The sequence below is a fragment of the Kitasatospora sp. NBC_00240 genome (assembly GCF_026342405.1).
Lineage (GTDB): Bacteria > Actinomycetota > Actinomycetes > Streptomycetales > Streptomycetaceae > Kitasatospora.
The window spans coordinates 197,757-221,500 of record NZ_JAPEMU010000001.1; the positions used below are offsets into that span (position 1 = coordinate 197,757).

The 23,744-nt window shown below is 73.2% G+C and carries 23 protein-coding genes and 2 pseudogenes; 15 read left to right on the top strand and 10 right to left on the bottom strand.

Features of this window, described 5'->3' with window-relative positions; genetic code table 11:
- Positions 1-271: 271 nt before the first annotated feature.
- From OG689_RS00885 to OG689_RS00915, 7 genes are all read left to right on the top strand, one after another.
- Positions 272-1,978, top strand: coding sequence for a class I adenylate-forming enzyme family protein (locus tag OG689_RS00885; protein ID WP_266316669.1), 1,707 nt, complete (start codon positions 272-274; stop codon positions 1,976-1,978).
- Between the two features lie 8 nt (positions 1,979-1,986).
- Positions 1,987-3,384 carry a lysine 2,3-aminomutase gene (locus OG689_RS00890; RefSeq protein ID WP_266316670.1) on the top strand — a complete coding sequence of 466 codons (1,398 nt, stop codon included), beginning with the start codon at positions 1,987-1,989 and terminating at the stop codon, positions 3,382-3,384.
- 97 nt (positions 3,385-3,481) lie between these two features.
- Positions 3,482-4,552: a hypothetical protein gene (locus tag OG689_RS00895; RefSeq protein ID WP_266316672.1), complete on the top strand. Its 1,071-nt coding sequence runs from the start codon at positions 3,482-3,484 to the stop codon at positions 4,550-4,552.
- The gene (locus OG689_RS00900) at positions 4,549-5,787 is read left to right on the top strand and encodes an AMP-binding protein (RefSeq protein ID WP_266316674.1); all 1,239 of its coding nucleotides are present in this window, start codon (positions 4,549-4,551) and stop codon (positions 5,785-5,787) included. Before OG689_RS00895 ends, OG689_RS00900 begins: the two co-directional genes overlap by 4 nt.
- Positions 5,784-7,097, top strand: a complete 1,314-nt coding sequence (locus OG689_RS00905; RefSeq protein ID WP_266316675.1) for an MFS transporter — start codon at positions 5,784-5,786, stop codon at positions 7,095-7,097. The genes OG689_RS00900 and OG689_RS00905 overlap by 4 nt, the downstream gene beginning before the upstream one ends.
- A complete protein-coding gene (locus OG689_RS00910; RefSeq protein WP_266316677.1) occupies positions 7,094-7,969 on the top strand; it encodes an SDR family NAD(P)-dependent oxidoreductase in 876 nt (291 codons plus the stop codon). Before OG689_RS00905 ends, OG689_RS00910 begins: the two co-directional genes overlap by 4 nt.
- 8 nt (positions 7,970-7,977) lie before the next feature.
- Complete coding sequence (locus tag OG689_RS00915; protein ID WP_266316678.1) at positions 7,978-9,234, top strand: phenylacetate--CoA ligase family protein; 1,257 nt, start codon at positions 7,978-7,980, stop codon at positions 9,232-9,234.
- A 214-nt stretch (positions 9,235-9,448) separates the two neighbouring features.
- Here the strand turns inward: OG689_RS00915 and paaI are convergent, their stop codons facing one another.
- A complete protein-coding gene (paaI, locus tag OG689_RS00920) occupies positions 9,449-9,886 on the bottom strand; it encodes a hydroxyphenylacetyl-CoA thioesterase PaaI (protein WP_266316679.1) in 438 nt (145 codons plus the stop codon).
- A 348-nt stretch (positions 9,887-10,234) separates the two neighbouring features.
- Between paaI and OG689_RS00925 the strand changes: the two genes are divergently transcribed.
- Complete coding sequence (locus OG689_RS00925) at positions 10,235-11,056, top strand: SAM-dependent methyltransferase (protein WP_266316681.1); 822 nt, start codon at positions 10,235-10,237, stop codon at positions 11,054-11,056.
- A 196-nt stretch (positions 11,057-11,252) separates the two neighbouring features.
- On the opposite strand, the gene OG689_RS00930 is transcribed toward OG689_RS00925, so the two are convergent.
- The 3 genes from OG689_RS00930 to OG689_RS00940 are packed head-to-tail and all read right to left on the bottom strand — an operon-like array spanning position 11,253 to position 12,199.
- Positions 11,253-11,789, bottom strand: a complete 537-nt coding sequence (locus tag OG689_RS00930; RefSeq protein ID WP_266316682.1) for an HAD domain-containing protein — start codon at positions 11,787-11,789, stop codon at positions 11,253-11,255.
- Positions 11,790-11,822: 33 nt separating this feature from the next.
- Positions 11,823-12,023 (bottom strand): hypothetical protein, encoded by a 201-nt coding sequence (locus tag OG689_RS00935; RefSeq protein ID WP_266316683.1) that lies wholly within the window; start codon positions 12,021-12,023, stop codon positions 11,823-11,825.
- Positions 12,020-12,199 carry a hypothetical protein gene (locus OG689_RS00940; RefSeq protein ID WP_266316685.1) on the bottom strand — a complete coding sequence of 60 codons (180 nt, stop codon included), beginning with the start codon at positions 12,197-12,199 and terminating at the stop codon, positions 12,020-12,022. Before OG689_RS00940 ends, OG689_RS00935 begins: the two co-directional genes overlap by 4 nt.
- Positions 12,200-12,367: 168 nt before the next feature.
- On the opposite strand from OG689_RS00940, the gene OG689_RS00945 reads away from it, so the two are divergent.
- Entirely contained in the window at positions 12,368-12,727 is a 360-nt protein-coding gene (locus OG689_RS00945) for a hypothetical protein (RefSeq protein ID WP_266316686.1), read from the top strand.
- Positions 12,728-12,758: 31 nt separating this feature from the next.
- The gene (locus OG689_RS00950; RefSeq protein WP_266316687.1) at positions 12,759-13,505 is read left to right on the top strand and encodes a Clp protease N-terminal domain-containing protein; all 747 of its coding nucleotides are present in this window, start codon (positions 12,759-12,761) and stop codon (positions 13,503-13,505) included.
- Between the two features lie 75 nt (positions 13,506-13,580).
- On the opposite strand, the gene OG689_RS00955 is transcribed toward OG689_RS00950, so the two are convergent.
- The 3 genes from OG689_RS00955 to OG689_RS00965 all read right to left on the bottom strand — a co-directional run bounded on the left by OG689_RS00955 (position 13,581) and on the right by OG689_RS00965 (position 16,824).
- Positions 13,581-14,705, bottom strand: coding sequence for an AAA family ATPase (locus OG689_RS00955; RefSeq protein ID WP_266316689.1), 1,125 nt, complete (start codon positions 14,703-14,705; stop codon positions 13,581-13,583).
- Positions 14,702-15,364: a nicotinamide riboside transporter PnuC gene (pnuC, locus tag OG689_RS00960; RefSeq protein ID WP_266316690.1), complete on the bottom strand. Its 663-nt coding sequence runs from the start codon at positions 15,362-15,364 to the stop codon at positions 14,702-14,704. The genes OG689_RS00955 and pnuC overlap by 4 nt, the downstream gene beginning before the upstream one ends.
- Positions 15,365-15,486: 122 nt before the next feature.
- On the bottom strand, positions 15,487-16,824 hold the full coding sequence (locus tag OG689_RS00965; protein WP_323189239.1) for an MFS transporter: 1,338 nt from the start codon (positions 16,822-16,824) through the stop codon (positions 15,487-15,489).
- Positions 16,825-16,918: 94 nt separating this feature from the next.
- On the opposite strand from OG689_RS00965, the gene OG689_RS00970 reads away from it, so the two are divergent.
- Both OG689_RS00970 and OG689_RS00975 read left to right on the top strand, forming a co-directional pair.
- Positions 16,919-17,668, top strand: coding sequence for a helix-turn-helix domain-containing protein (locus tag OG689_RS00970; RefSeq protein WP_266316691.1), 750 nt, complete (start codon positions 16,919-16,921; stop codon positions 17,666-17,668).
- 71 nt (positions 17,669-17,739) lie between these two features.
- Positions 17,740-17,958, top strand: coding sequence for a hypothetical protein (locus OG689_RS00975; RefSeq protein ID WP_266316692.1), 219 nt, complete (start codon positions 17,740-17,742; stop codon positions 17,956-17,958).
- Positions 17,959-18,062: 104 nt separating this feature from the next.
- On the opposite strand, the gene OG689_RS00980 is transcribed toward OG689_RS00975, so the two are convergent.
- Entirely contained in the window at positions 18,063-19,289 is a 1,227-nt protein-coding gene (locus tag OG689_RS00980; protein ID WP_266316694.1) for a C40 family peptidase, read from the bottom strand.
- A gap of 466 nt (positions 19,290-19,755) precedes the next feature.
- On the bottom strand, positions 19,756-20,211 hold the full coding sequence (locus OG689_RS00985) for a MarR family transcriptional regulator (protein ID WP_266316695.1): 456 nt from the start codon (positions 20,209-20,211) through the stop codon (positions 19,756-19,758).
- A gap of 118 nt (positions 20,212-20,329) precedes the next feature.
- On the opposite strand from OG689_RS00985, the gene OG689_RS00990 reads away from it, so the two are divergent.
- A complete protein-coding gene (locus OG689_RS00990) occupies positions 20,330-20,758 on the top strand; it encodes a nuclear transport factor 2 family protein (protein ID WP_266316697.1) in 429 nt (142 codons plus the stop codon).
- Between the two features lie 120 nt (positions 20,759-20,878).
- Here the strand turns inward: OG689_RS00990 and OG689_RS00995 are convergent, their stop codons facing one another.
- Positions 20,879-21,484: an HAD family phosphatase gene (locus tag OG689_RS00995; protein WP_266316699.1), complete on the bottom strand. Its 606-nt coding sequence runs from the start codon at positions 21,482-21,484 to the stop codon at positions 20,879-20,881.
- A 266-nt stretch (positions 21,485-21,750) separates the two neighbouring features.
- Between OG689_RS00995 and OG689_RS01000 the strand changes: the two are divergent.
- Together OG689_RS01000 and OG689_RS01005 are read left to right on the top strand one after the other, a co-directional pair.
- A pseudogene (locus OG689_RS01000) lies at positions 21,751-23,190 on the top strand (RICIN domain-containing protein); the annotation flags it as partial.
- Between the two features lie 12 nt (positions 23,191-23,202).
- Positions 23,203-23,733 (top strand): annotated as a pseudogene (locus tag OG689_RS01005) (WxL domain-containing protein); the annotation flags it as partial.
- Positions 23,734-23,744 lie beyond the last annotated feature (11 nt).

Consider the following 23,744-nt stretch of genomic DNA (forward strand, 5'->3'; position numbering starts at 1 on the left):
CCCGCCGACCCACCGAACAATCCCCGACCCGACCGACCTCCGAACCGACCCTGGACAGGGCCCCCGGCGTGGTGCGGTGATGCCTCCGCGCGACCCGAACGCGGACAGACCACCCCCTCGCCCACCGGCTCAACCGCCGCACCGCCGCACCGCGATCGACCGCCACCACTGGACCACCAGTCCACCGTGGGCTGGTTCTGCTTCCACTCAGTCAGCCCGACGCCGGTTCCACAAGAACTCGCGCCGGGCACCGCATCCCTGGGAGACCGCCATGAGCGAACCGAGTTCCGTCGCGCCCCTCGCCGCCAGACGGCAGCTGATGACCGAGGCGACCCTCGGTGCCGGCAATTTCCTGGACCACGCCATCGCGGTGAACCCCAACCGCGCCGTGCCGTTCGCCTACAGCCACCACACCGACCACCGCGGCGCGGTGGTCCTGCGCGGGCACAGCCTGCTCGACCTCGCCGCCCTGCGCGACCGCTACGCCACCTGGTACCGGGCGAACGGCGTGCGCCCCGGCGAGCCGGTCGGCGTGGTGGTCGGCGAGGGCCTGGAGCCCGTCCTGCACTTCCTCGCGCTCACGGCGCTCGGCGCCGTCCCCGCCCTGGTCAACGACGCCATGCGGCACGACGTCATGGTGCGCTACCTCAACCAGGTGGGCGTGGTCGGCATCGTCGCGGACGATCCCACCCGGCTGGCCGCGGCCTACCGCGAGGACCCCGGGCGGCGCCCGCGCTTCATCGCCATGGCGGCCGAGATCCAGGCCTTCGACAGCGCGTCGGCGCCGCTGCCCGAGGACTACCCGTACCGGCACGCGGCGGACGACGTGGTCGGGCTGATCCACTCCTCCGGCACCACCGGTACACCGAAGTCCACCATGCTGGCGCACCGGCAGTTCTGGGACGGCAAGCAGCCGCGGATGGAGCGGTTCCCGGCGGAACCGTACGACCGGCTGATGTCGCTGATGCCGCACACCCACGCCGGCGGCCTGAGCTACTTCCTCACAGCCGCGCTGATCGGCCTGCCGACCGTGGTGATGTCCGACTGGCGGCGCGCGGTGGTCGAGCCGGTGATGGAGGCCTTCCGGCCCACCATGGTCGCGTCCTTCCCGCGGACCTTCGTCGAGCTGGCCACCGGCGAACTGCCGGTCGAGGGCGCCGCGAAGGTGCACTCCTGGTTCAACACCGGCGACAGCGCGCACTACGGGCACATCCGCCGCCTGGTGCAGCTCGGCGAGCGGCCGGCCGGTCTGATCAAGCCCTGGCTGCTCCCGCAGCAGCAGGCCGCCGAAGCCGCCCTGCCCGGTTCGCAGTTCATCGACGGGCTGGGCTCCTCCGAGATGGGCATGGCCCTGTTCGGCCAGGTGACCGCGCCCGAGAGCCCCCGGGACGACCGCTGCGTCGGCAGACCCACCGAGGCGGTGGTCAGGGCCGCGGTGCTGGACGAGAACGGCGACGAAGTCCCGGACGGTACGGTCGGGATGCTCGCGGTGGTCAGCCCTTCGCTGACCCCGGGCTACTGGAACAACCCCCGGCTGACGGCCACCTTCGAGCTGGCCGGCCACTGGCTGACCGGCGACATGGCCCGGCGCGACGCCGACGGCCGGTTCTACCACCTCGACCGGACGGTGGACGTGATCGACACCGTCGGCGGCCCGGTCTACAGCCTGCCGATCGAGGAGGTGCTGCTGGCCGACTGCGCAGAGCTGGTCCGGGACTGCTCGGTGGTCGGTGTGCCCGGCCCGCCCGGAGAGGGCCAACGTCCCATCGCGGTGGTGCAGTTGCAGGCCGACGCCGGACAGTTCACGGCCGAGGAGGTGCAGGAGGCCGCCAACAAGGCGCTGGCGGGGGCCGGTCTGACCCCGCTCGCCGCGGTCAGCATCGCCCGCACCCCCGAGGAGTTCCCGCTCGGGCCCACCGGCAAGGTGCTCAAGCGCGAACTGCGGACGCGCTTCGCCACCCTCTTCACCGGCCAGTAGCACCACCGATGGACCACCACGTGATCCGGCAGCCGTACCAGTACGTACGGACCCCGCTGGCCGAGCCGGACTGGCGCCGGCTGCCCGGGTGGCGCGACGTCACCACGGCGCAGTGGCGGGACGCCCAATGGCAGCGGGCGCACTGTGTGCAGAACCTCCGGCAGCTCCGGGCCGTCGTCGGCGACCTGCTGACCGACCGGTTCTACCAGGAACTCACCGCCGACCAGGCGCAGTTCGCCACCATGTCCATGCTGCTGCCGCCGCAGATGCTGAACACCATGGCGCCGACCGCCCCGACCGAGGCCGAGGCGTTCACCGAGGCGTTCCTGGCCGACCCCGTCCGCCGCTACATGCTGCCGGTGCGCGCGGACCGGCACCCGCGGTGGCCGAGCCATCCGAAGGCGGAGCGCGACTCGCTGCACGAGGCCGAGATGTGGGTGGTGGAGGGGCTCACCCACCGCTACCCCACCAAGGTGCTGGCCGAGTTGGTCTCCACCTGCCCGCAGTACTGCGGCCATTGCACCCGGATGGACCTGGTCGGCAACTCCACCCCGCAGGTCACCAAGGCCCGGCTGGCGCTCCGGCCGGGCGACCGGCAGGAGCAGATGCTCGACTACCTCAAGCGCACGCCGACCGTCCGCGACGTGGTGCTCTCCGGCGGCGACCTTGCCAACGTGCCCTGGCCGCAGCTGGAGACCTTCCTGCTCAGGCTGCTGGAGCTGGGCTCGGTGCGCGACATCCGGCTCGCCAGCAAGGCGGTGGTGGGCCTGCCGCAGCACTGGCTGCAGCCCCGGGTGGTCGAGGGGCTGGCCCGGGTGGCCGCGGTCGCGGCCCGGCGCGCGGTCAACCTCGCCGTGCACACCCACGCCAACCACGCGCAGTCGGTGACGCCGCTGGTCGCCGAGGCGGCCCGGGCGCTGCTGGACGCCGGGGTGCGGGACGTCCGCAACCAGGGCGTGCTGATGCGCGGTGTCAACGCCACCCCCGAGGACCTGCTGGACCTCTGCTTCGCCCTCCAGGACGAGGCGAACATCCTGCCCTACTACTTCTACCTCTGCGACATGATCCCCAACGCCGAGCACTGGCGCACCTCCGTGCACGAGGCCCAGCTGCTGCAGGAGGCGATCATGGGCTACCTGCCCGGCCACGCCACCCCGCGGATCGTCTGCGACGTACCGCGGGTGGGCAAGCGCTGGGTGCACCAGGCGGTCGCGTACGACCGCGAACGCGGCATCTCCTACTGGACCAAGAACTACCGCACCGCCCTCGACGTCAAGGAGGCGGGCGACGCCGGGCCCGACCCGCTGCTCGAGCGCCGGTACCCGTACCACGACCCGGTGGACACCCTGCCCGAGCCCGGCCGGCGCTGGTGGTCGGAGCAGCGGCCCGCCGGACCCCGGATCTGAGCCGGGCGGCACCACCCCCACCCCGGCGCGAACCCGTCCGTGCCGCCACGCACCTCCCCCGCCCACACCCCGGTGACGCTTCTCCGTGAGGATCACGATGACCAAACCCCCGACGACGCGCGAGCCCGACGGCCCGGCGTCCGCCTCCGACGGCCCGCTGCGCCGCATGTGCTGGATCTTCCCCGACCGGGAGTCCACCCGGGCCGCCGCCATGTGGCCGGACTTCTTCTGGAACCTCTACGCCGAGGTCGCCGAGGGCCTGGGCATGAGCTGGACCAGGCACGCGCCGGACGCGGTGACCGTGGACGCCACCGTCACCGGCAGGCCCCAGGTCTACGTGGACGGCGAGCCGGTCTCCCCGCAGGACACCCTCTTCGTCACCGCGCTGTACTCGCTGCCCTACCAGTCGATGGACATCTTCAACCAGTACGCGCTCTACGCCGTGCTCGAACAGAGCGGCTTCTACCTGCCGTTCCCGCCGCAGGTGTCGCTGATCGGCAACGACAAGCTGGCCACCCTGCTGCACCTCGGCGGCTCCCCGGTGCCGCCGATCCCGACCGTCCGGATCGGCACCGGCCGCGACGTCGACAAGAACCTCCACGAAGTGGCGCTCAGGAACGTGACCTACCCGGCGCTGGTCAAGCCGGCCGGGTGGTGCGGCGGCGGCGGGATCAACCTGGCCCGCGGCCCCGAGGACATCCGGGGCCTGGCCAGCCTGGCGCAGGGCGGCGACACCACCCTCGTGGTCCAGCCCTACCTCGGCGACGGCACCGTCGACTACCGGGTGTACGTGGTGGACGGCGAGCCGTACGCCGTGATGAAGCGGATCCCGGGGCCGGGCTCGCCGGTGGCCAACGCCAGCCGGGGCGGCGCCATGGAGTTCCCGCCCGTACCGGACGAACTGGCCGCGGCCACCGCGTACTTCGCGGAGCGGCTGCCGATCCCGTTCTTCTGCATCGACTTCCTGCACGACGGCGAGCGGTTCTGGTTCTCCGAGCTGGAGCCGGACGGGGTGATCGCGCCCGACTTCGACGATCCGCACCGCACCCTCCAGCGGGACATCACCCGGGCCCGCTTCGCCGCCTACCGCACCGCGCACGCCAAGTGGCTGGCCAACGGCACGAACGGCCGCCCGGCCGGGATCGCCCCCAGGACGGTGACGGCATGACGGACGACTTCTCGCTCCCGCCGGCGGCGGCCGAGCCGCGCCTGCACGTCGCCCACCGGTCGCTCGGCCTGCTGAAGTCCGTGCCCGGGCTGGCCGCGCGCTACCCCGCGGACCAGGAGGTCCGCACCCTGGACGACCTCGCCGCCCTGCCGCCGATGGCGAAGGACGACCTCAACACCGCCCTGGCCCACCTGGAGCCCCGGGCCGAGCACGGGGCCACCTGGCTGTTCCAGAGCGGCGGCAGCACCGGCGCGCCCAAGGTCGGCCACGCGCCCACCGGCTTCTACATGGCCGGCGTGCACGCGCACTGGCGGCCGCTGGACCGCGAGGACGTCTTCGTCAACGCCTGGGGCGCCGGCCGGATGTGGGGCGCGCACTTCCTGGCGGCGGCCCTGGCCGACCTGTCCGGCTGCCAGGTGATCGCGCTGGGCTCGGTGACCAGGGAGGAGTACGAGGACTGGCTGGGATTCTTCGCCGCCCGCGGCGTCACCGCGATCGGCGGGACACCAAGCGTGCTGCAGACCTGGTTCGCGCACGCGCGGGCCGCCGGGCTGAAGCTGCCGGCCCTGCGCAAGGTGCTCTGGCTCGGCGAGGCCTGGCAGCCCCAGCTGGAGCGGGACATGGCCGAGGTCGCGCCGCAGGCCCGGCGCTGGGGGATGTTCGGCAGCACCGAGACCTGGGTGGTGGGCACCAACACCCCGGACTGCCCGGCGGACACCTTCCACACCCTCCCGCAGCAGCTGGTGCACGTCGGCCCGGACGACCTGCTGGACTTCACCACGCTCGACCCGGAGATGCTGAACCCCGTCCTGCGCTACCGGACGGGCGACGCGGGCCGGCTGGTGTCCTGCCCGTGCGGGCGGCCCGGCCGGGCGATGCGGGTGTTCGGCCGCCGGGACAGCGTGGTGCAGGTCCGCGGCCTGGGCCTGGACGTGGACGAGATCGTCGGGCGGGCGGAACGGGAGCCAGGCGTCTCCCGGGCGCAGGTGGTGATCACCGAACGGCAGGGCCGGGCCGCCACGGTGGAGGTCCTGCTGCTGACCGCCCCGGACCTCCCTGGGAAGTCCGCCCCCGACGCCGAAAGGCTGCGCCGGGAGCTGCTGTCGGCGACCTTCACCCTGAGCACCGCCTTCCAGCACGATCCGGAATCCTTCCAGGTCCGCCCGGCCGACGAGCTGATCAGCAACGACCGGACCGGCAAGACCTCCCGCCTGGTCGTCCGGGAGGAGTCATGAGGAAGCCCCGACGCCCGGTCTCCCTGGGAGGCGGGTTCAACCTGTTCTGGGCCGGACAGACGGTCAGCACGGTCGGCGACCGGGTCACCGTCTTCGTGGTGCCGACCCTGATGATCTTCGTCCTGCACGCGAGCGCCCTCCAGGTCGGCGTCGTCGCGATGGCCCAGTACCTGGGCATCCCGCTGCTCGGGCCGATCGCCGGTGTGCTGGTCGACCGCTGGGACAAGCGCCGGACGATGCTCACCTGCGACCTGGTCCGGCTGGTGGCGGTGGCGGTCATCCCGCTCGCCTACTGGCTCGACCAGCTCTCCACGCCGCTGCTCTTCGGCTGCGTGGCGGTGATCAGCGGCGCGACGATCTTCTTCAACGTGGGCTACCTGGTCGCCGTCCCCGCGGTCGTGCCCGAGCAGCACCTCGTCCGCGCCTACTCCCGGCTGGAGGGCAGCGGATCGGTGTCGGAGGTGGCCGGGCCCTCGATCGCGGCCGGCCTCTACAGCGCCCTCGGCGTGGCCGCCCTGCTGGTGGACGCGGCCAGCTACCTGGTCTCCGCCGTCTGCTTCCGCGCGATGCGGCCCTGGGGCGAGAGGACCGTGGTCACCGGGTCCGTCCGGGAGCGGCTGACGGCCGGGTTCCGGCTGAACTGGGCCGACCCGGTACTGCGGCGGGTGGTCGTCGCCGCCGTCACGCTCAACTGCGGCGGCCCGGTCTTCGTCACCGTCCTGCCCGTCCTCGCCTACCGCGGGCTCGGCCTGTCGGTCGGCGCCTTCGGCGCTGCCATGTCGGTGGCGGCGGTGGGCGCCCTGGTCGGCGCCGTGGTGGCGCCGCGGATCAGCGAACGCCTCGGCACCGGCCGGACACTGGCCTGGGCGCTGCTGCTGCACTGCCTGGTCGGGCTGGGCGTGCTCGCCGCGCCCGCGCTCCCCGCCGCGCCGGTGATCGCCGTGACCATGGGCTGCTACGGCTTCTTCATGTCCTGCATCAACGTGTGCAGTGCGCCCACCCGGCAGTCGCGGATGTCCGCGCAGCACCAGGGCGTGATGCACGCGGCGTTCCGGACGGTCACCTGGGGCGTGATCCCGCTGGCCGCCCTGGCCGGCGGCCTGGCCGTCACCCTGCTGACCGGCCCGTTGGGGATCCTGGACGCCGCCCGCGCCGTGATGGCCGCCGGCACCCTGCTGGCCGCGTGCTCCTTCCTGGCCGCCGTCCGGATCCAGCCGCTGCTGGACGCGGCCGCCCGCGAGAAGGCGTCGGCGGCCGGCCCCGATCCGGCCGCCGGCACCGATCCGGCGCTGGCGGACAGCGCCTCATGACGGCGGATCACCAGGTCGTGCTGATCACCGGAACCTCCTCGGGCATCGGGCTGGCCACCGCGGTCGCCGCCGCCCGGGCCGGCTTCACGACGGTGGCGACCATGCGGGAGCCGGGACGGGACGCGGCACTGCGCGCGGCCGCCGACAAGGCCGGTGTCACCCTGGACGTCCGCCGCCTGGACGTCACCGACGCCGACTCCGTCGCCGCCTGCGTCGACGGGGTCGCGCGGACGTACGGCCGGCTGGACGCGGTGGTCAACAACGCGGGCGTCTCCAACTCCGACCCCACCCTGGAGATGTCCACGACGGCCGCCCTGCGGGCCAACCTGGAGGTCAACTTCTTCGGCGTGATCGAGGTGGCCCGGGCCGCCATGCCGCTGCTGCGGGCCGCCCGGGGGCGGCTGGTGACGATCGGCAGCGTGCACGGGATCGTCGGCCAGCCGTTCAACGAGGGCTACTGTGCGGCCAAGTTCGCCGTCGAGGGGTTCATGGAGAGCCTGGCCCCGGTCGCCTGGGCGCACGGCGTGCGGGTCTCCGTCGTGGTGCCGGGCTTCGTGCCGGACACCTCGTTCGGGGTCTTCCCGGACATCGACCGGACGACCCTCCAGGCCGCCTCCGGCCCCTACGCGCCCACCTTCGCCGACTACCTCGACTGGGTCGGCGGCCAGGGCTGGGAGGGGGCCGGGCAGCCGGCCCGGGAGGTCGCCGACGTCGTCGTGGACACCCTGCGCGCCGAGCGGCCGGCCTTCCGGGTGCCGACCGGCCGGTGGGCCGCCGCGTACCTGGACCAGAAACTCACCGACCGGGACGGCAGCGCCGTGCAGCGGCTCGCCCGCACCTGGATCGGGCAACCGGATTCCCCCGAAAGGTAGGAGAGGCAGTGCCCGCGAAGCCGCTTCAAGAGCTGGTCGACCACGCCCGCACCCACTCGCCGTTCTACGCGGAGCTGTACCGCGACGTACCGCGGACGGTCTCGCACATCACCCAGCTGCCCGTCATCGACCAGGTGGCCTTCTGGGCCGCGAACACCTGGCCGGACAACCGCCTGCTGACCGGCCCGCTGACCGACGCCGGCGTCTACAAGACCGGCGGCACCACCGGCGTCCCCAAGTTCTCCCCCTGGTCGCGCACCGAGCACGCCGACTCGGTGACGGCCTTCGGCGCCGGCATGGTCCAGGCCGGGCTCAAGCCGGGCCACCGGGTGGCCAACCTGTTCTGCGCCGGCGAACTGTACGGCGGGTTCCTCTACATCGAGAACGCGCTGCACCACGCGCCGGTGGACAACGTCCGCCTCCCGGTCGGTGGCGCCGCGTCCGACGACTGGATCGCCGACCTGATCGACGGGTTCGGCGTGCACGTCCTGGCCGGCGAGCCGATGAAACTCAGCGCGGTCGCCGAGTGCCTGGTCCGGCGCGGCCAGGTCGCCGACTCGGTGGAACTGCTGCTCTTCGGCGGCGACCTGCTCTTCGCCGACCTGCGGCCGATCCTGTCCCGGGCCTTCCCGAAGGCGGCCGTCTCCTCGGTCGGCTACGCCTCGGTGGACGCCGGGCTGGTCGGCGCGCCGGTGCCCGGCGACGACGTCCGGGTGCACGAGGCCTTCCCCAACCGCACGCTGGTGGAGCTGGTGGACGAGGTCACCGGCGAGCCGGTGACCAAACCCGGGATGCCCGGCCGGGTGGTGGTCACCAACCTCTTCCGCACCCTGATGCCGATCCTGCGCTACCCCACCGGCGACCGCGCCGAGTGGGTCGACCCCGGGCGACAGCGGTTCCGGCTGCTGGGCCGATCCCTCGAGGGCGCCCGGGTCGGCACGGTCGCGATGCCGACCGAGGAGATCCGCGCGGTGCTGGTCGCCGCCGACCCCGACCACGTCATCGCCGGCATGCAGATGGTGCAACGCCGCTGGGACGGACGGGACGGCCTGGTCCTGCGCCTCGGGTACACCGAGGAGCCGCCTGCCGACCTGGCGGACCGGCTCGTCGAAGCCGTCTACACCGCCCGGCCGCTCTACCCGGCGGAGGTGGCGTCCGGAGCCGTCCACCACCTGATCGTCGAGTGGGTGCCGCGCTCCGAACTGGTCACCAACCCGCGGACCGGCAAGCTCCAACAGGTGCTGGACGAACGCCCGCCGGCCTGACCCGGGCCCGGGGCGGGCCCGCGGGTGACGGCCGTCGCCCGGCGGGCCCGTCGCGGACGCGGGCCGTATGCGCGCGGTCCGGGCACCCGTCACGACCGCGCCGGCCTCCGAAAGGTAATCCCCGGACGCCCCGCGGGGAACGGAACCGGACGGGCGCATGGAATTCCGATGAATGCACGCTCTCCCCGCCCGGGGCGCTGCGGGGGTCTTCCGGTCAGGCGCCCTGCGGAATTCCGCCGAGGGCCACGCTCTGGCCGCGGAATTCCGCCACGACCTTCCCGGCGGCGTGCCGGACGGTCACGTCGTAGACGCCGTTGCGCCCGGAGCGCGCCCGCTCCACCGCCTCGGCGACCAGTTCGTCGCCGACCGCGGCCGGGGCCAGGAAGGTGACCTGGGCGGCCTGCGCGACAGTGACCTGGCCGTAGCTGTTGCAGGCGTACGAGAAGGCGGCGTCGGCCAGCAGGAACAGGTAGCCGCCGTGCGCCATCCCGTACCCGTTCACCATGCCGTCGGTCACCCGCATCCGCATCAGGGCGCGCCCCGCGGACACCTCGTCCAGCGCTATTCCGAGCGTCTGGCAGGTCCGGTCGCGCTCGTACAGCGAGGCGATCCTGGAATGTCCCGCAAGGGCCGGTCCGATATTCGCGCCCATGATTCCCGCTTTCCCCCGGGAGCAGCCGGAATCGGTCGGTGCTCCGTGCAGCAGAATTACATCGAGCCACGCCACCGCCTGTCAATGGCCGACGTATTCCGCGCCGGGGCGCGGTGGCGGGTCGACCGCCGCCGACGCCCGGGCGGGGCCCCGGGCATGACGGTGCGTCCGACCGGCGAACGGGCCGGCCGCCCAGCGGGCGCCGGTGGCGGACCCTCGGACCGTCGGACGGCTTTCGTAGACCCAATCTGCTTCTGTGGCAGACGAATTGAAAGATCGTCACTATATGATCTGGCGCAGGCCGCGCACCGCCGTGGCGCCCGGCCATCCGACGCGAAGGATCACCTCATGACCACATTCGCCGAGCGCCCCGCGGCCGTCGTGGACGTCGCCAACATCGCGCGGATCTACGACTACTACCTGGGCGGGCTCTACAACTTCGAGGTCGACCGCGAGAAGGCAGAGCGGATCAGGACCATGCTGCCCAGCGTCGACCTGCTGGCGCGCGCCAACCGGGACTGGCTGCGCCGCTCCGTACGGTTCCTGGTGGCCCAGGGCATCGACCAGTTCATCGACCTCGCCTCGGGCCTGCCCACCGTGAACAACACCCACGAGGTGGCCCACGCCCGCAATCCGCAGGCCCGGGTGGTCTACGTCGACTGCGAGCCCTCGGCCGTCCGGCACGGCGAGGAGATCCTCGCCGGCGAACCGCTCATCGCCATGATCGAGGCCGACGGCCGCGACCCGGAGCAGGTGTGGTCGCACCCCAGCACCCGCGAACTGATCGACCTCAGCCGGCCGGTCGGCATCCTGATGGGCGGCCTGCTGGTCTTCGTGGACGACGCCCAGGACCCGGCCGCGCTGGTGGACGCCTACCGGAACGCCTGTGCCCCCGGCAGCTACCTGTCGATCTCGCACCTCTCGGACGACCTCGCCGACGAGACCACCCGGATCCAGGTGGGCAGAATGACCGACGCCTACCTCGCCGGCGTGGGCCAGCAGTTGTACGTCCGCGACCGCAAGGTGATCGCCTCCTGGTTCGAGGGCATGGAACTCGTCGAGCCCGGCCTGACCCTGATGGCGGACTGGCGCCCCGACCCGGGCCTGGCCGTCGACGCGCAGACCGCCTCCCGGGCCCTGGGGTACGGCGCGACCGCCCGGGTGCTCTGACCCGCGCCGCTCCTGCCCGACGGACCGGCGGCCACCGAGCAGTACACCTGACCGGGCGCGGGGACGTCCTGCACGTGCTCACCGGTACCGCGCACCTCCGGCTCGACCTGGACCAGTTGTTCGCCTGAGGCCGGAACTCCCGGTACTGCGAACCCGGTTGTCCCGCGGCGTGCGCCCGCCCCGGAGCGGCCGGGTGTCACCCCGCAGGCGCGCCGGGGCCGCGCAGCCAGTCGTCGAGCGCGGCGAAGTCGGCCCCGGTGAGTCCGCTGCGGGGGTCGACGCGGTGCAGCAGGGCGGCCCCCCGGTGGTGCGCGGAGACCCAGGCGCGGTCGGCGGCGGTGATCTCGTCGTCGACCCAGGCGAACGGCCTGCCGCCGGCCCGGCCGACCAGGGCCCGGGTCTTCCAGTGCAGTCCCCGGTACTCGTCCTCCCGCTGTTGCGCCTCGGACAGCTCCGGCGGGTCCAGCACCGGTAGGTCGGGCAGGCCGACCCGGGGCGCCACGTCGGTGTTGGCGTCGTCCATCCAGGTGGTGGCCCAGACCAACTCACATGGCAGCGCCGCGAGTCGGGGCCCCAGCGCCGGGTCGAGCCTGGCCAGCAGCGGATTGGCGGCGGCCCCGGCCGCCGGCGTCGGGTACTGCGGGGCGGGGTACTCGCGGAGCGTCCCGCCGAACGGGATGAGAGGTCCGTCGACATCCAGGAAGAGCAGCGGGAGAGGTGTTCGGCCGGTCATGGCCGCATGGTAGTGCCGGAACCGGCCCGGCACCTACCGGCTCGTCCCGGCGCCGCTCGTGCTGTCCATCCGGCGCCAGGACGGGAAGGCCAGCGGGCAGAGCGTGATCAGCAGGTACGCCCCGCCGAGGAGTGCGAGGGCCGTCGTCAGCCCGGCCCGGTCGAACAGGTAGCCGCAGGCGAGGCCGCCGAGCGGCGTCGCCAGCAACACGCCCGCCGCCAGGACGCCCGTCACCGGCTGCGCAGGGTGTGCGGCACCAGCTCGTACAGCACGGTCGAGACGATCGGGTGGAGGATCCCGGCGGCGACTCCGGCGACGGCCAGCGTGAGAGCCAGGGGCAGCATCCCGCAGAAGGCCACCACGCCTGCCCGGGCGGCGCTGCCGGTGGTCTGCAGGACGGACCACGGCACACCGATGCCGGCGAGGGCGTTGCCGGTGATCGAGACGAGGTTCGCGGCCAGCAGGGCGCCGAGCGGCCGCCGGTCGGGGGCGGCCCGGGACTCGTCGGCCCGTTCGGTGGCGGCGACTGCAGGACCGGCCGCCGGGTCGCGGCGCGGCTCACCGCCCGGGGGCTGCCGGTGCGGATCGGCTCGCGCGGGGCGCGGCCGCCGTTCGACCGGGAGGACCCGTCCACCTGGGAGGCCGTGCTGGAGGGGGTCGGCGCCGAGCCGTCCGGGGCCACCGGGCGTCCGATCGGCTACGCGCCGGTGGGCAAGGAGGAGTACCGGGCCGGACTGGTGGCCGGTGGACTCCCGGCGGAGTTCGCGGACCTCATCGACCTGATCACGGACGGGCGCAACGCCCATCTGGTGTCCGGGGTCCAGGAGGCCCTGGGCCGGGCGCCCCGCGAGGTCGCGGAGTACGCCCGGAAGGCCGCCGGCGAGGGCGCCTGGGGTCGCTGGTCCGCACCCGATCCGCTGTCGTCAACCAGTGGTTGACGACAGCAGATCGTCAACCTATGGTTGACGCATGACGAATCCGACCCGCATCACGGCCCCCGTCCGGCTCGACGACCTGATCGACGCCATCAAGAAGGTGCACCCCGACGCTCTCGACCAGCTCTCCGGCGCGGTCATCGCCGCCGACCACCTCGGCGAGCTGGCCGACCACCTGATCGGCCACTTCGTGGACCAGGCGCGCCGTTCCGGCGCCTCCTGGACGGAGATCGGCCGGAGCATGGGCGTCTCCAAGCAGGCCGCCCAGAAGCGGTTCGTCCCCAAGTCCTCCGGTGCCCAGCCGGACCTCGACCCCAGCCAGGGCTTCGGGCGCTACACCGACGACGCCCGCAGTGTCGTGATGACCTCGCAGAACGAGGCCTACGCGGCGGGCAACAGCGAGATCCGCCCCGAGCACCTGGTGCTGGGCCTGCTCGGCCGGCCGGAGGCGCTCGGCGTGGGGACGATCACCGCGCAGGGCGTCACCGCCGACGCCGTCCGGCAGGCGGCCGTCGCGGCGCTGCCGCCGGCCGTCGCCGAGGTGCCCGAGCTGGTCCCGTTCGACGCGCGGGCCAAGAAGGCGCTGGAGCTCACCTTCCGGGAGGCGCTGCGACTGGGCCACAACTACGTCGGCACCGAGCACATCCTGCTCGCCCTGCTGGAACTCGAGGACGGTGACGGCCTGCTGACCGGTCTCGGGATCGACAAGGCGGCCGCCGAGACGCACATCGCGGCGGCGGTGGCCGCGGAGCAGGCCGCGCACGAGGAGCAGCAGGCCTGACCGACCGGTGGTCGGGCAGGCGGCCCGAGCGGGCGCAGCCGCGCCGGCCGGTGCGACGGCCGCGGCGGCGCCGGATCAGCCCAGCGGGTCCGCCAGTGGCACGCCTTCGGCGAGCAGCGCGTCGACGGCCGCCAGCGCCTGTTCCAGCCGCTGCACCCGGTCGCCGCGAAGCTCCAGCCACGGGGTCCGGCCGGCTGCCAGCACCTCGCGGAAGCGGCCGGTCATCCAGGGGCGCAGATGCTCGCCGTCGCGCAGGCCGTCGTCGTCGAACGGGACGCCTTCGTCGGAGGTGAGCAGGTAGAGGGCGCGCGGTGGCAGGCCGGCGGCGAGCTCCCGGACCGGCCCGGTGACGGCGCCCCGGTAGCGCTCCTGCCAGACGGTGGTGGCGAGGGCGTCGGTGTCGCAGACCAGGACGGGGCCGCCGGCGCGGGCGGCCCCGTCCTCGGCGGCGCTCTGCCGGCGGCAGACCAGTTCGAAGTCCCGGTCGTCCCACTCCAGGTCGAAGACGGTCGGCGGCGGGCCGGCCGGGTCGGCGACGGCCCGGGCGACGGCGAGCTTGGCGGCCGTCAGCTCCCGGCCGTACTCGGGCACCCAGCCGGTCAGGGCGTGCGGCCCGCCTCTGGTGCGCAGTGCGGCGGCGAGGTCGCGGGAGAGCGTGGTGGTGCCGGTGGACTCGGCGCCGAGCACGACCACCCGGCGGGCCAGCCAGGCGCGGACGGGCGGCTCCAGCTCCGTCCAGTACCCGGCGGGGTCGGCGCGGACCTTCGTCCCCGACACGGGGAAGGTGTCACGCCCCTGGTCGAGCAGGACGGCGGCGGAGTCGAAGCGGCGGGCCAGTTCGGTGCCGTAGGGCTCGGAGCTGAACACCGCGTCCACCGCCGGAGCGCGGCCGTCGGCGGCGTCCGCCCGGGCGACACCGTCCCGCATCAGCGCGACGTGCCCGTCCCAGGCCGCCTCGCTGTCGTAGTCGACGGCCAGGTTGTCGACCACGCCGGCCACCCGGACGTGCGGGTCACCGGCCCAGGCCTCGGCGACCCAGGAGACCCGGGCCGCGAGCGGTATCGACTCGACGTCGGCGGCCATCACCACGACCGTGACCAGGTCGCAGGCGTCGGCGGCGCTGCGGATCAGGAAGTGGTGGCCGGCGTGCGGCGGGTAGAACTTGCCGATCAACAGGCCGTGCCGGAACCGCGCGCTCATGCCGGCACCGCCGTCAGCTGCGGGGCCGCGGCGGCGGCCAGGTCGCGGCGCCAGGCCCGCAGGCCCAGTCCGCAGAGGCCCAGGAACAGCAGATAGACGAGGGCGGTGAGGTCCAGCGACTTGCTGAGGTAGAGCGGGATGTAGACCAGGTCGGCGGCGATCCAGAAGTACCAGGTCTCGATCCGCCTGGTGTTGAGCAGCCATTGGGCGGCCAGTGACAGGGCGGTGGTGAGGGCGTCCCAGAACGGGGCGCTGTCCCCGGCCCGGGCGAGCAGGACGGTGAGCCCCCAGGTCGCCGGGACGAGCAGGGCCGAGGTGACGGCCAGCAGGCGGGGCCCGGCGGGGCGGACGCCGACGCCGGTGCGGTCGGCCCCGCCGCGCAGCCACTGCCACCAGCCGTGCGCGCCGAGGGCGAGGAAGACCACCTGGAGGGCGGCGTCCGCGTAGAGCCGGGCGCCGGCGAAGAGGACCAGGAAGAAGACGTTGTTGGCGATGCCGACGGGGAAGTTCCAGGTCTTCCCCTTGACGGTCAGCCAGACGCAGGCCGCGCCGGTGGCGAAGCCGAGCAGTTCGGCCCAGGTCACCTCGTCGCCGCCGACATGGCCGAGCACGGTGGTGAGCGGCGCGGTGAGGTCGCTCAGGAATTCGGTGATGGGCACGGCCCCTCCTGCACATTATGGTCAGGGTGACGATAATGATCCGGGAGGGGCAATGCAACCCTTCCACCTGGCGGAATCGCACCGGCCCGGCCAGGCACGGGGCAGCCCGGCCCGGTGCCCGGTCACCGCGGCCCGGCGCCGGCCCGCTCCGGCTCGGCGAGGAAGGACGCCAGCCCGACTCCCAGCAGCGGCACCGCGCACAGGACCAGCAGCACCCCGCGCGGGCCGTGGCTCACGGCGAGCAGCCCGAGCACCGGCGCGATCAGGCCACCGACGCTCACCGCCAGCCCCAGGGTGACCCCGGCGGCCGTGCCCGGCCGGGTGGGGAGATAGTCCTGGCCGAGCTTCACCAGGACCGCGAAGGGCAGGTTGAGCGCGGCGCCCGCCAGCACCGCGAACAGCAGCGGCTGGTACTGGCCCGGCATCAGCCGCAGGCCGAGCAGGGCGGGAACGGCGAGCGCCGTACCCAGCCGGACGGTCCGCACCAGCCCGATCCGGTCGGCGATCCGCCCCCCGCCGAGCGTGCCCGCCACCCCGCCGCCGAGGAAGCAGGTCAGGGCCACCCCGCCGAGCGCCTGCGAGGCGTGCAGATCACGCAACCAGTACAACGTCACGAAGGTGCTCACCCCGAAGAAGACCACCGAGCGGACCACCTCGACGGCGGTCAGCAGCAGGAAGGGCCCCCAGCGGTCGGTGCCGACCGGCACCCCCGCGCGGGCGGCGGCCAGCGCGCGCTGCCGGTGGCGGTCCCGGAACAACACGTACGCCATCAGCAGCGCGGGCGGCACGAACAGCACCGTCGAACCCACTCCCCAGGCCACCAGCGCCGGCGTGGCCAGGACGGGAGCCAGGAAGAACCCGACGCTGCCACCGGCCGCGAAGACGCCCATCGCCGCCGTGCTCTCCCCCGCCGCCTCACGCGCGGCCTTGCCCGCGGCCGGGTGGAACATCGCAACCCCGAGGCCGGACAGCAGCACCAGCAGCCACACGGCCGGGTAGGACGGCACCAGCCCCGAGAGGCCGAGCCCCAGGCCCGCCAGGGCCACCCCGGCGGCCGCCAACCAGCCGAGCCGCCTCCGGTCGACGGCCAGGCCGACGAACGGCTGCGGCACCGAACTCCCCAGCGTCGCGGCGAGGGTGAGCCCGCCGGCCGCCACGTAGCCGTAGCCGCGCTCCAGCACGAAGTAGGGGACCACGGCCGGGACCAGGCCCTGGTACAGGTCGTCCACCGCGTGCGCGACGCCCCACATCCGCATCCGGCGCCAGACGCCGGGCTCCGCGGGTGCCGCCTTGAGCGGTGCTGCTGTGAGCGGCGCCGTATCGAGCGGTCCGGTCGGCGTGGTCGGGGTCGGCGCGGTCGGCGCGGTCGGCGCGGTCGGCGCGGTCGGCGCGGTTGGCCCCGGCCGGTCGGTGCGCCGCCCGCCGCCGTGCTGCCTGCTGTCCTGCGTACGGCTGTTCATGCCGTGGATCGACCTCCCGGATCGGCCTGCTGCGGGTACGGGCCTCAGCCTGCCGGGAGCGCCGGGTGGTCGGCTTCCGTTACTCTGACAAACAATGTCGAAATTCCGCCAGCATCCGCACGAGCCGACCCGCCGGCCGCTGGCGCACGGCGAGCGCGTCGAGTGGCACTTCCACACCGCGAACCAGCTGATCTGCCCGGGCCGGGGAGTCCTCCGGGTGTCCACGCCGGACGGCCGGTGGGTCGTCCCGCCGCACCGCGCGGTCTGGCTCCCGGCGGGCGTCCCGCACGCCCACCAGGCTTACGGGCCGGCCGAGCTGCGCTGCCTGGCATTCCCCGCCGAGGTCAACCCGCTGCGACTGGAGCAGCCGGCCGTGCTCGCCGTGACCCCGCTGCTGCGCGAGGTCATCGCCCTCCTCAGCGGGCCGGACCCGCCCGCCGGCGAACAGCTCCGCACCCTGGAGCAGGTCGCCCTGGACCAGCTGCGACAGGCCCCGCCGCTGGAACTGCTGCTGCCGACACCGTCGGATCCCCGACTGCGCGACGTCACCGACCTGCTCGTCGCCGACCCCGCCGACCAGCGCTCGCTGGCCCGGCTCGGCGCGGCGGTCGGCGCCTCCGAGCGGACCCTCAGCCGGCTGTTCCGCCGCGACACCGGCATGAGCTTCCCGCAGTGGCGGACGCAGCTGCGCCTGCAGCACTCCCTGACCCTGCTCGCCGCCGGCCACTCGGTCACCGCCGTCGCCGCCGCCACCGGCTACTCGTCGCCGAGTGCCTTCGTGGAGGCCTTCCGGCTCGCCTTCGGCACCACTCCCGGCAGGCACCAGCGCGAGGGCGGGCACTGAGCCGGGCGGCCGAGCCCGAGTTCACCCGGCCCCCTGGTCGAAGCAGGCGGCCCGACCTGGGAGACTGGATCATGACCCTCAACCGCCGCCCGCTCGGGCAGCCCTTCTCCGACCCCGCCGCGGACGACTCCGCGGCCGCCGTCCGCACCGGGCCGCTGCCCGTCGCGACGGCTCCGGTGTTCCGCCGGCCGCCCGGTACGGAGGAGCCCGCCCCGGCCGCCGTACGGCGCCCGCTCGGCGACCGTGACCTGCTGCCGTTCTCCGACGCCGGCCGCCCCGCCGAAGCCTGACCGCCGGCTCCCCGTACCGGACGGCGGCACCGTCCGGTACGGGGAACCGGTCAGCGACCCGGTACGGGGAACCGGTCAGCGACCGGGTGCCGGGCCGGGCCGGATCAGCAGTCCGGGATCACGGTGCCGTTATTGTCCTTGGCCACGTCGTTGCCCCAGCGGGACAAGTAGTACGCCGACACCCACTGACCGCCCGGGCCGACGTCCGGATCGGTCTTCAGCCACCAGTGGTTGAAGCTGCTCCCACTGGAGATCTGCCGCCCCCAGGCCTTGCAGAACACGTAGTTGGTGCCCTGGTACAGCGTCCCCGTACTGCTGGTGCTGGTGGGCGAGCCGAACACCGGCGCGTTGGCGAAGGTGTCCACCCAGTACTTGGAAGCGGTCGGCGGCGGAGGCGTGGTGGTCGAGCCGCCCGGACAGTCCGGGATCACGGTGCCGTTGTTGTCCTTGGCCACGTCGTTGCCCCAGCGGGACAAGTAGTACGCCGACACCCACTGACCGCCCGGGCCGACGTCCGGATCGGTCTTCAGCCACCAGTGGTTGAAGCTGCTCCCACTGGAGATCTGCCGCCCCCAGGCCTTGCAGAACACGTAGTTGGTGCCCTGGTACAGCGTCCCCGTACTGCTGGTGCTGGTGGGCGAGCCGAACACCGACGCGTTGGCGAAGGTGTCCACCCAGTACTGGCCGCCACCGGGCGGCGGGTTGGGGTTCCCGCCGCCCGGACCGTAGAGGCGGATCGCGCCGTAGTAGTCACCGTGCGAAGACAGCGCCGCCACCTGGACCTGGCCGCCGGAGTACGGTGCCTCCGCGATCCAGCCCTGGCCCAGGTACATCGCCACATGGTGGATGGTCGAGGCGGTGTTGCCGAAGAACACCAAGTCCCCCGGGAGCAACGGCGCCGTGCCGTCGGCACGGTAGTAACGGGCGACGGCCCGGGCGGAGGGCCACTGGGTGGTGGTCACCCCGTTGATCACATCGGTGCCCACCGCCAGGTAGTACGCGTAACGCACCATGCCGGAGCAGTCCAGGCCCCGGACGTGGCAGTCGTTCGGAGCGCCGTTGGAGGCGTCGCAGATCCCGTACGACAGTCCGGGCTGCGCACCGTGGCCGCCACCCCAGGAATACGGGGTGCCGATCAGCCCGCAGGCGGAGTTCACCGCGGCGGTGGCCTGCGGCGCGGCGCCGGAGGCGAGCACCCCGCAGGCGGGGGCGGCCTGGGCGGGCTGCGCCCCGGCGAAGAAGACCAGCAGGGAGGCGAAGACGGCCAGCAGGGCCACATGGCGCAGCACCAGAAGTGCTCGACGCGGTAACGGGTCGACGCGCGTAGTCATCAGGGAGTCCCGAGGGTCAGGTGCCGTAAGTGGCAGGAGGGAGAGGGGAGTTGATGGCGGCCATTGAAGCAGCGGGAGACTCGCCCCGGTAGACCCTGAACGGAAAATCGCGGCACCGACACGACTGCTTCACAGGCCTGTGGCGACGCCCACCACAGGTCCGGCCCCGATGCCTTGCCGTCCACCACTGGAGGCTCTGCGCCTGTGCCTGCCCCGGCTCCTCCACCGCGGGCGGACGGCCACTGCGGGACCGGCGGGGCGCGGCGACCGAGGGGCGCGGCGGGGTCGACTGGCACGACGGGGCCGACGGGCGCGGCGGCCGAGGGGGGAGCACCTCGCACCCGCCGATGTGACGGCGTACGCGGTCGGCCTTCCCCCGTCGGCCGTCCACGGCCCACGGCCCACGGCCCACGGCCCGCGGCGCCGGGCGTGGGCCGGAGCGGGCCGCCCGGTGCTCCGGCGATGGTCAGTCGCGGTCGGCGACGAAGGGGCCCTCCTCGACGAAGCGGCGCAGGAGGCGGGCGAAGGTCCGGGCGTCGGCCTGCGGCCAGTCCGCGAGCGAGGCCTCGATGGCGTCCGTCAATCGTTGCCTGGTGGCCGCCACGACGGCGTCGCCGTCCCCGGCGAGGGCGAGCAGCGTCGCGCGGCCGTCCGCCGGGTCGGGCCGGCGCTCCAGCAGGCCGGCCTGCTCCAGGCGGTCGGCGCGCCGGGTCACGGTGGTGCGGTCGAGTCCGATCTCCCGGCCGAGGTCGGCGGCGCTGCGCGGGCCGGTCCGGGCGAGGCCGCTGAGGACGGGATAGGTGAGGTCGTCGACGGCCTCACCCAGCCCTTCGGTCAGCCGGACGTAGAGGCGGGCGCGGGTGCTCCGGCGCAGGAGCACTCCGAGGGCGTGGGCGATGTCTTGTCCTGTCGAGTCCGTCACCCCTCCAGATTAGCGTGCGCGGCACACGCTTTTCCGCTACAGTCAGATGCGTGCCCAAGGCACGCACTTGCGCACCGCCCCACGGCGGGCCGCTCCCGTACGCAATCGGAGGAATCCCATGAACAGCACCGACATCCGCACCGACATCCGCACCGGCGCCCGCACCGACATCCGCGCCGCGCTCACCGACCTGCTCCTCACCCCGGGTCTCGACCTGGACGAGGCCGCCGAGCGGCACTTCGCCCCCGACTACCGCCAGCGCACCGACGGCAGCTGGGCGGACCGCACCGAGTTCCTCGCCCACATCGCCCACCTGCGCACGGTGGTGGCCGGCGGCTCGGTCGAGGTGCACGACGAACTCGCGGACGGCGACCGCTACGCCGACCGCCACACCATGGAGGTCGTCAAGAAGGACGGCTCCACGGTCCGCATGGAGGTCTACCTGTTCGCCGAGTTCGCGCCCGACGGCCGCTTCCGCCGGATCGAGGAGACCACCCTGATGCTCGAAGGCTCCGACGGTGACCGCAACCTCGGCAGCGCCCGCTGAACCACCCGCCGCGCAGCCCGTTCCCGCACCACCGGTGGCTCGACGACACCCTGGCCGCCACCCCCCGAAGTCCGCGGGACCGGTCGACCGGCGGAAGCCGGCGTGGATCCCGGCCGCGTGCTACCCCTGGGCGGTCGGGCGTTGCCGCGGCGCGGGTACGCGAACCCAGGCCATGCCCGCCGCCTGCGCGGACCGGATCCCGTTGTCGGCGTCCTCGAAGACCAGGCAGCGCCCGGGGTCGACGCCCAGTTGCCGGGCGGCCAGCAGGAACGGGTCCGGGGCGGGCTTGGCCCGCGGACAGTCGCCGGCGCAGACCAACACGTCGAAGCGGTCGAGCAGCCCCAGCGTGGTCAGCGAGGCCGTCACCGACTCGCGGCTGCTGCCGGAGACGATCGCGAACGGGATCCGCCCCTGCGCGTCCTCGATGTGCTCGAGCACGCCGGGCACCGCGGCCAGCTTCGGCAGCATCTCCCGGTAGAGCTCCAGGTGGCGGTCGGCGACGACCGCCACCGGCATCGCCAGCCCCTGCTCGGCGTTGAGGTCCGTGATGATGTCGGGCACCGTTCGGCCGGCCCAGGCGTGGAACAGCTCTTCGGAGAGCTCGCAGCCCCACTCCCCCAGCGCCTGCCGCCAGGCGAGGAAGTGCAGGGGCATGGAGTCGGCGACGGTCCCGTCGCAGTCGAAGAGGTAGGCGTCGAACTCACCGATGGGCAGAGGCAGGATCACGGCACCACGGTACGACGTCGACCCGCCCCGGATCACCGGGGGTCGGGGTCGGCGCCCCGCGGCTTTCCCCGCCGGGCGGACCACGGTGTGACGGGCAGATGTCGTACACATGGCGAACGTGTTGACACATGTTTCCCCGATGAGTCAATCTTGGGCACCAAATTGTTCGTTTCTGTGCGCGATAGTTGGTATCTGTTCAGTCACAAGTGGGATTTGCGACTTGACCTGGATGCCCCAGGCCGCGCGGATGACATCGGGGAACCTGCATGCGAAGAGTGGGAACCGTCCTCGCCGGCCTCGTCGGCCTGCTCCTGCCCGTGACCGCCCTGGCGCCGGCGGTGCTGGCCGCACCGGTCACCACCACCACCGGCACCCAGTTCGCCGACACCGCCGGAGCGGGCGTCCAGGCGCACGGGGGCGGGGTGATCAAGGTGGGCGACTACTACTACTGGTTCGGTGAGGACCGTGGCGAGGACAACAAGTTCCGCTACGTTTCGGCGTACCGTTCCACCGACCTGGAGCACTGGGAGCCCCGGGGGCACGTCCTCACCCAGGAGTCCGACCCGGAGTTGAGCACCGCGCTGATCGAGCGCCCGAAGGTGCTTTACAACAGCAGAACCGGGAAGTACGTGATGTGGATGCACAAGGAGGCCGACGACTCCTACGGCGAGGCCCGGGCGGCGGTCGCGGTCTCCTCCTCGGTGGACGGCCCCTACGAGTGGAAGGGCTCCTTCCGCCCCAAGGACAGCTCCGGCGAGGAGCACATGTCCCGCGACATCACCGTCTTCGAGGACAAGGCCGCCGGCAAGGCCTACATGATCTCCTCCGCCAGGGACAACGCCGACCTGCTCATCTACGAACTCAGCGACGACTACACGCAGGTGAAGGACCTGGTGGCGAACCCCTGGCCCGGGCAGCACCGGGAGTCCCCCGCGCTGTTCAAGCGCGGTGACGTGTACTTCATGCTCACCTCCGGCACCAGCTACTGGGACCCGAACCAGCAGAAGTACGCCACCGCCCCGAGCCCCCGCGGGCCTTGGACGGGGATGAAGGACGTCGGCAGCGCCGACGGCCACCACTCGCAGACCGCCTTCGTCCTGCCGGTGGAGGGCAGCGAGACCACCTCGTACCTCTACCTGGGGGACCGCTGGGCCGGCGTGTGGTCCGACCCGAAGCGCGTCAACGACTCCACCTACGTCTGGCTGCCGCTGGGCTTCCCCGACGCCACCACCATGATCCTTCCGTGGTACCCCGAAGTCTCGATCGACACCGCGACCGGCCGAATCGCCGGCAAGGGCGGCGACCCGCTGAACGCGATCACCAACGGGAGCAGCGGTCTCTGCGCGACTGTGCCGGGCAGCAGCTCCGACAACAACGTGCGGGTGGTCCAGGGCGCCTGCGACGGCGCACTGAACAGCGAATGGCGCTTCACCGACAACAGCAACGGCTACGTCCGCGTGCTGGCCCAGCACAGCGGGAAGTGCCTCGACGTGGCGGACAACTCCACCGCCGACGGGGCCGAGGTCGACCAGTACGACTGCGGCTGGGGCGACAACCAGCGCTGGCGCTTCGAGAGCCTGGTCGACGGCAACGTCCGCATCGTCGGCAAGCAGAGCAACAAGTGCCTCGACCTCCAGGGCGGATCCGCGACGGCGGGCACCAAGCTGGTCCAGAACGACTGCGACGGCCGATCCAGCCAGGTCTGGAAGGTCGCCGCCGGCGCCGGCCCGACCGATCCCGGCGGCCCCACCGACCCGACCGGCCCGACCGACCCCTCCGGTGGTACCGGCACCCCGGGGAGCACGGACCAGCGGATCGGCGCCTCGGTCGCCGCGGGTGTGCTCTCGATGGCCGCCGCGACCGACGCCGTCCGGCTCCCGCCGGTCTCCTTCGGTGCGGGCGGTACCTCGACCGGATCGCTGAACGCGGTGACCGTCACCGACTACCGCGGCGGCAGCACGGGCTGGTCGCTCACCGGCAAGGTCACCGACTTCACCGGACCGCGCGGAAAGATCGACGCCGACCGGCTGAGCTGGACCCCGGCCTGCACCACCAAGGCCGGCAGCCCCAGTGCCTGCCAGGCCGGCAGCCCCGGCATCGTCGGCAAGGGCGGTGCCACCCTGGCGTCGGCCCCGGACGGCACCCTGACCGGCGGTGACTTCACCGCGGGGGCCGCCGTGTCGCTCGACATCCCGAAGTTCACCGCCGTCGGCGACTACTCCGGAACCCTCACCCTCACGCTCCTGTGAGCGAACCCGGG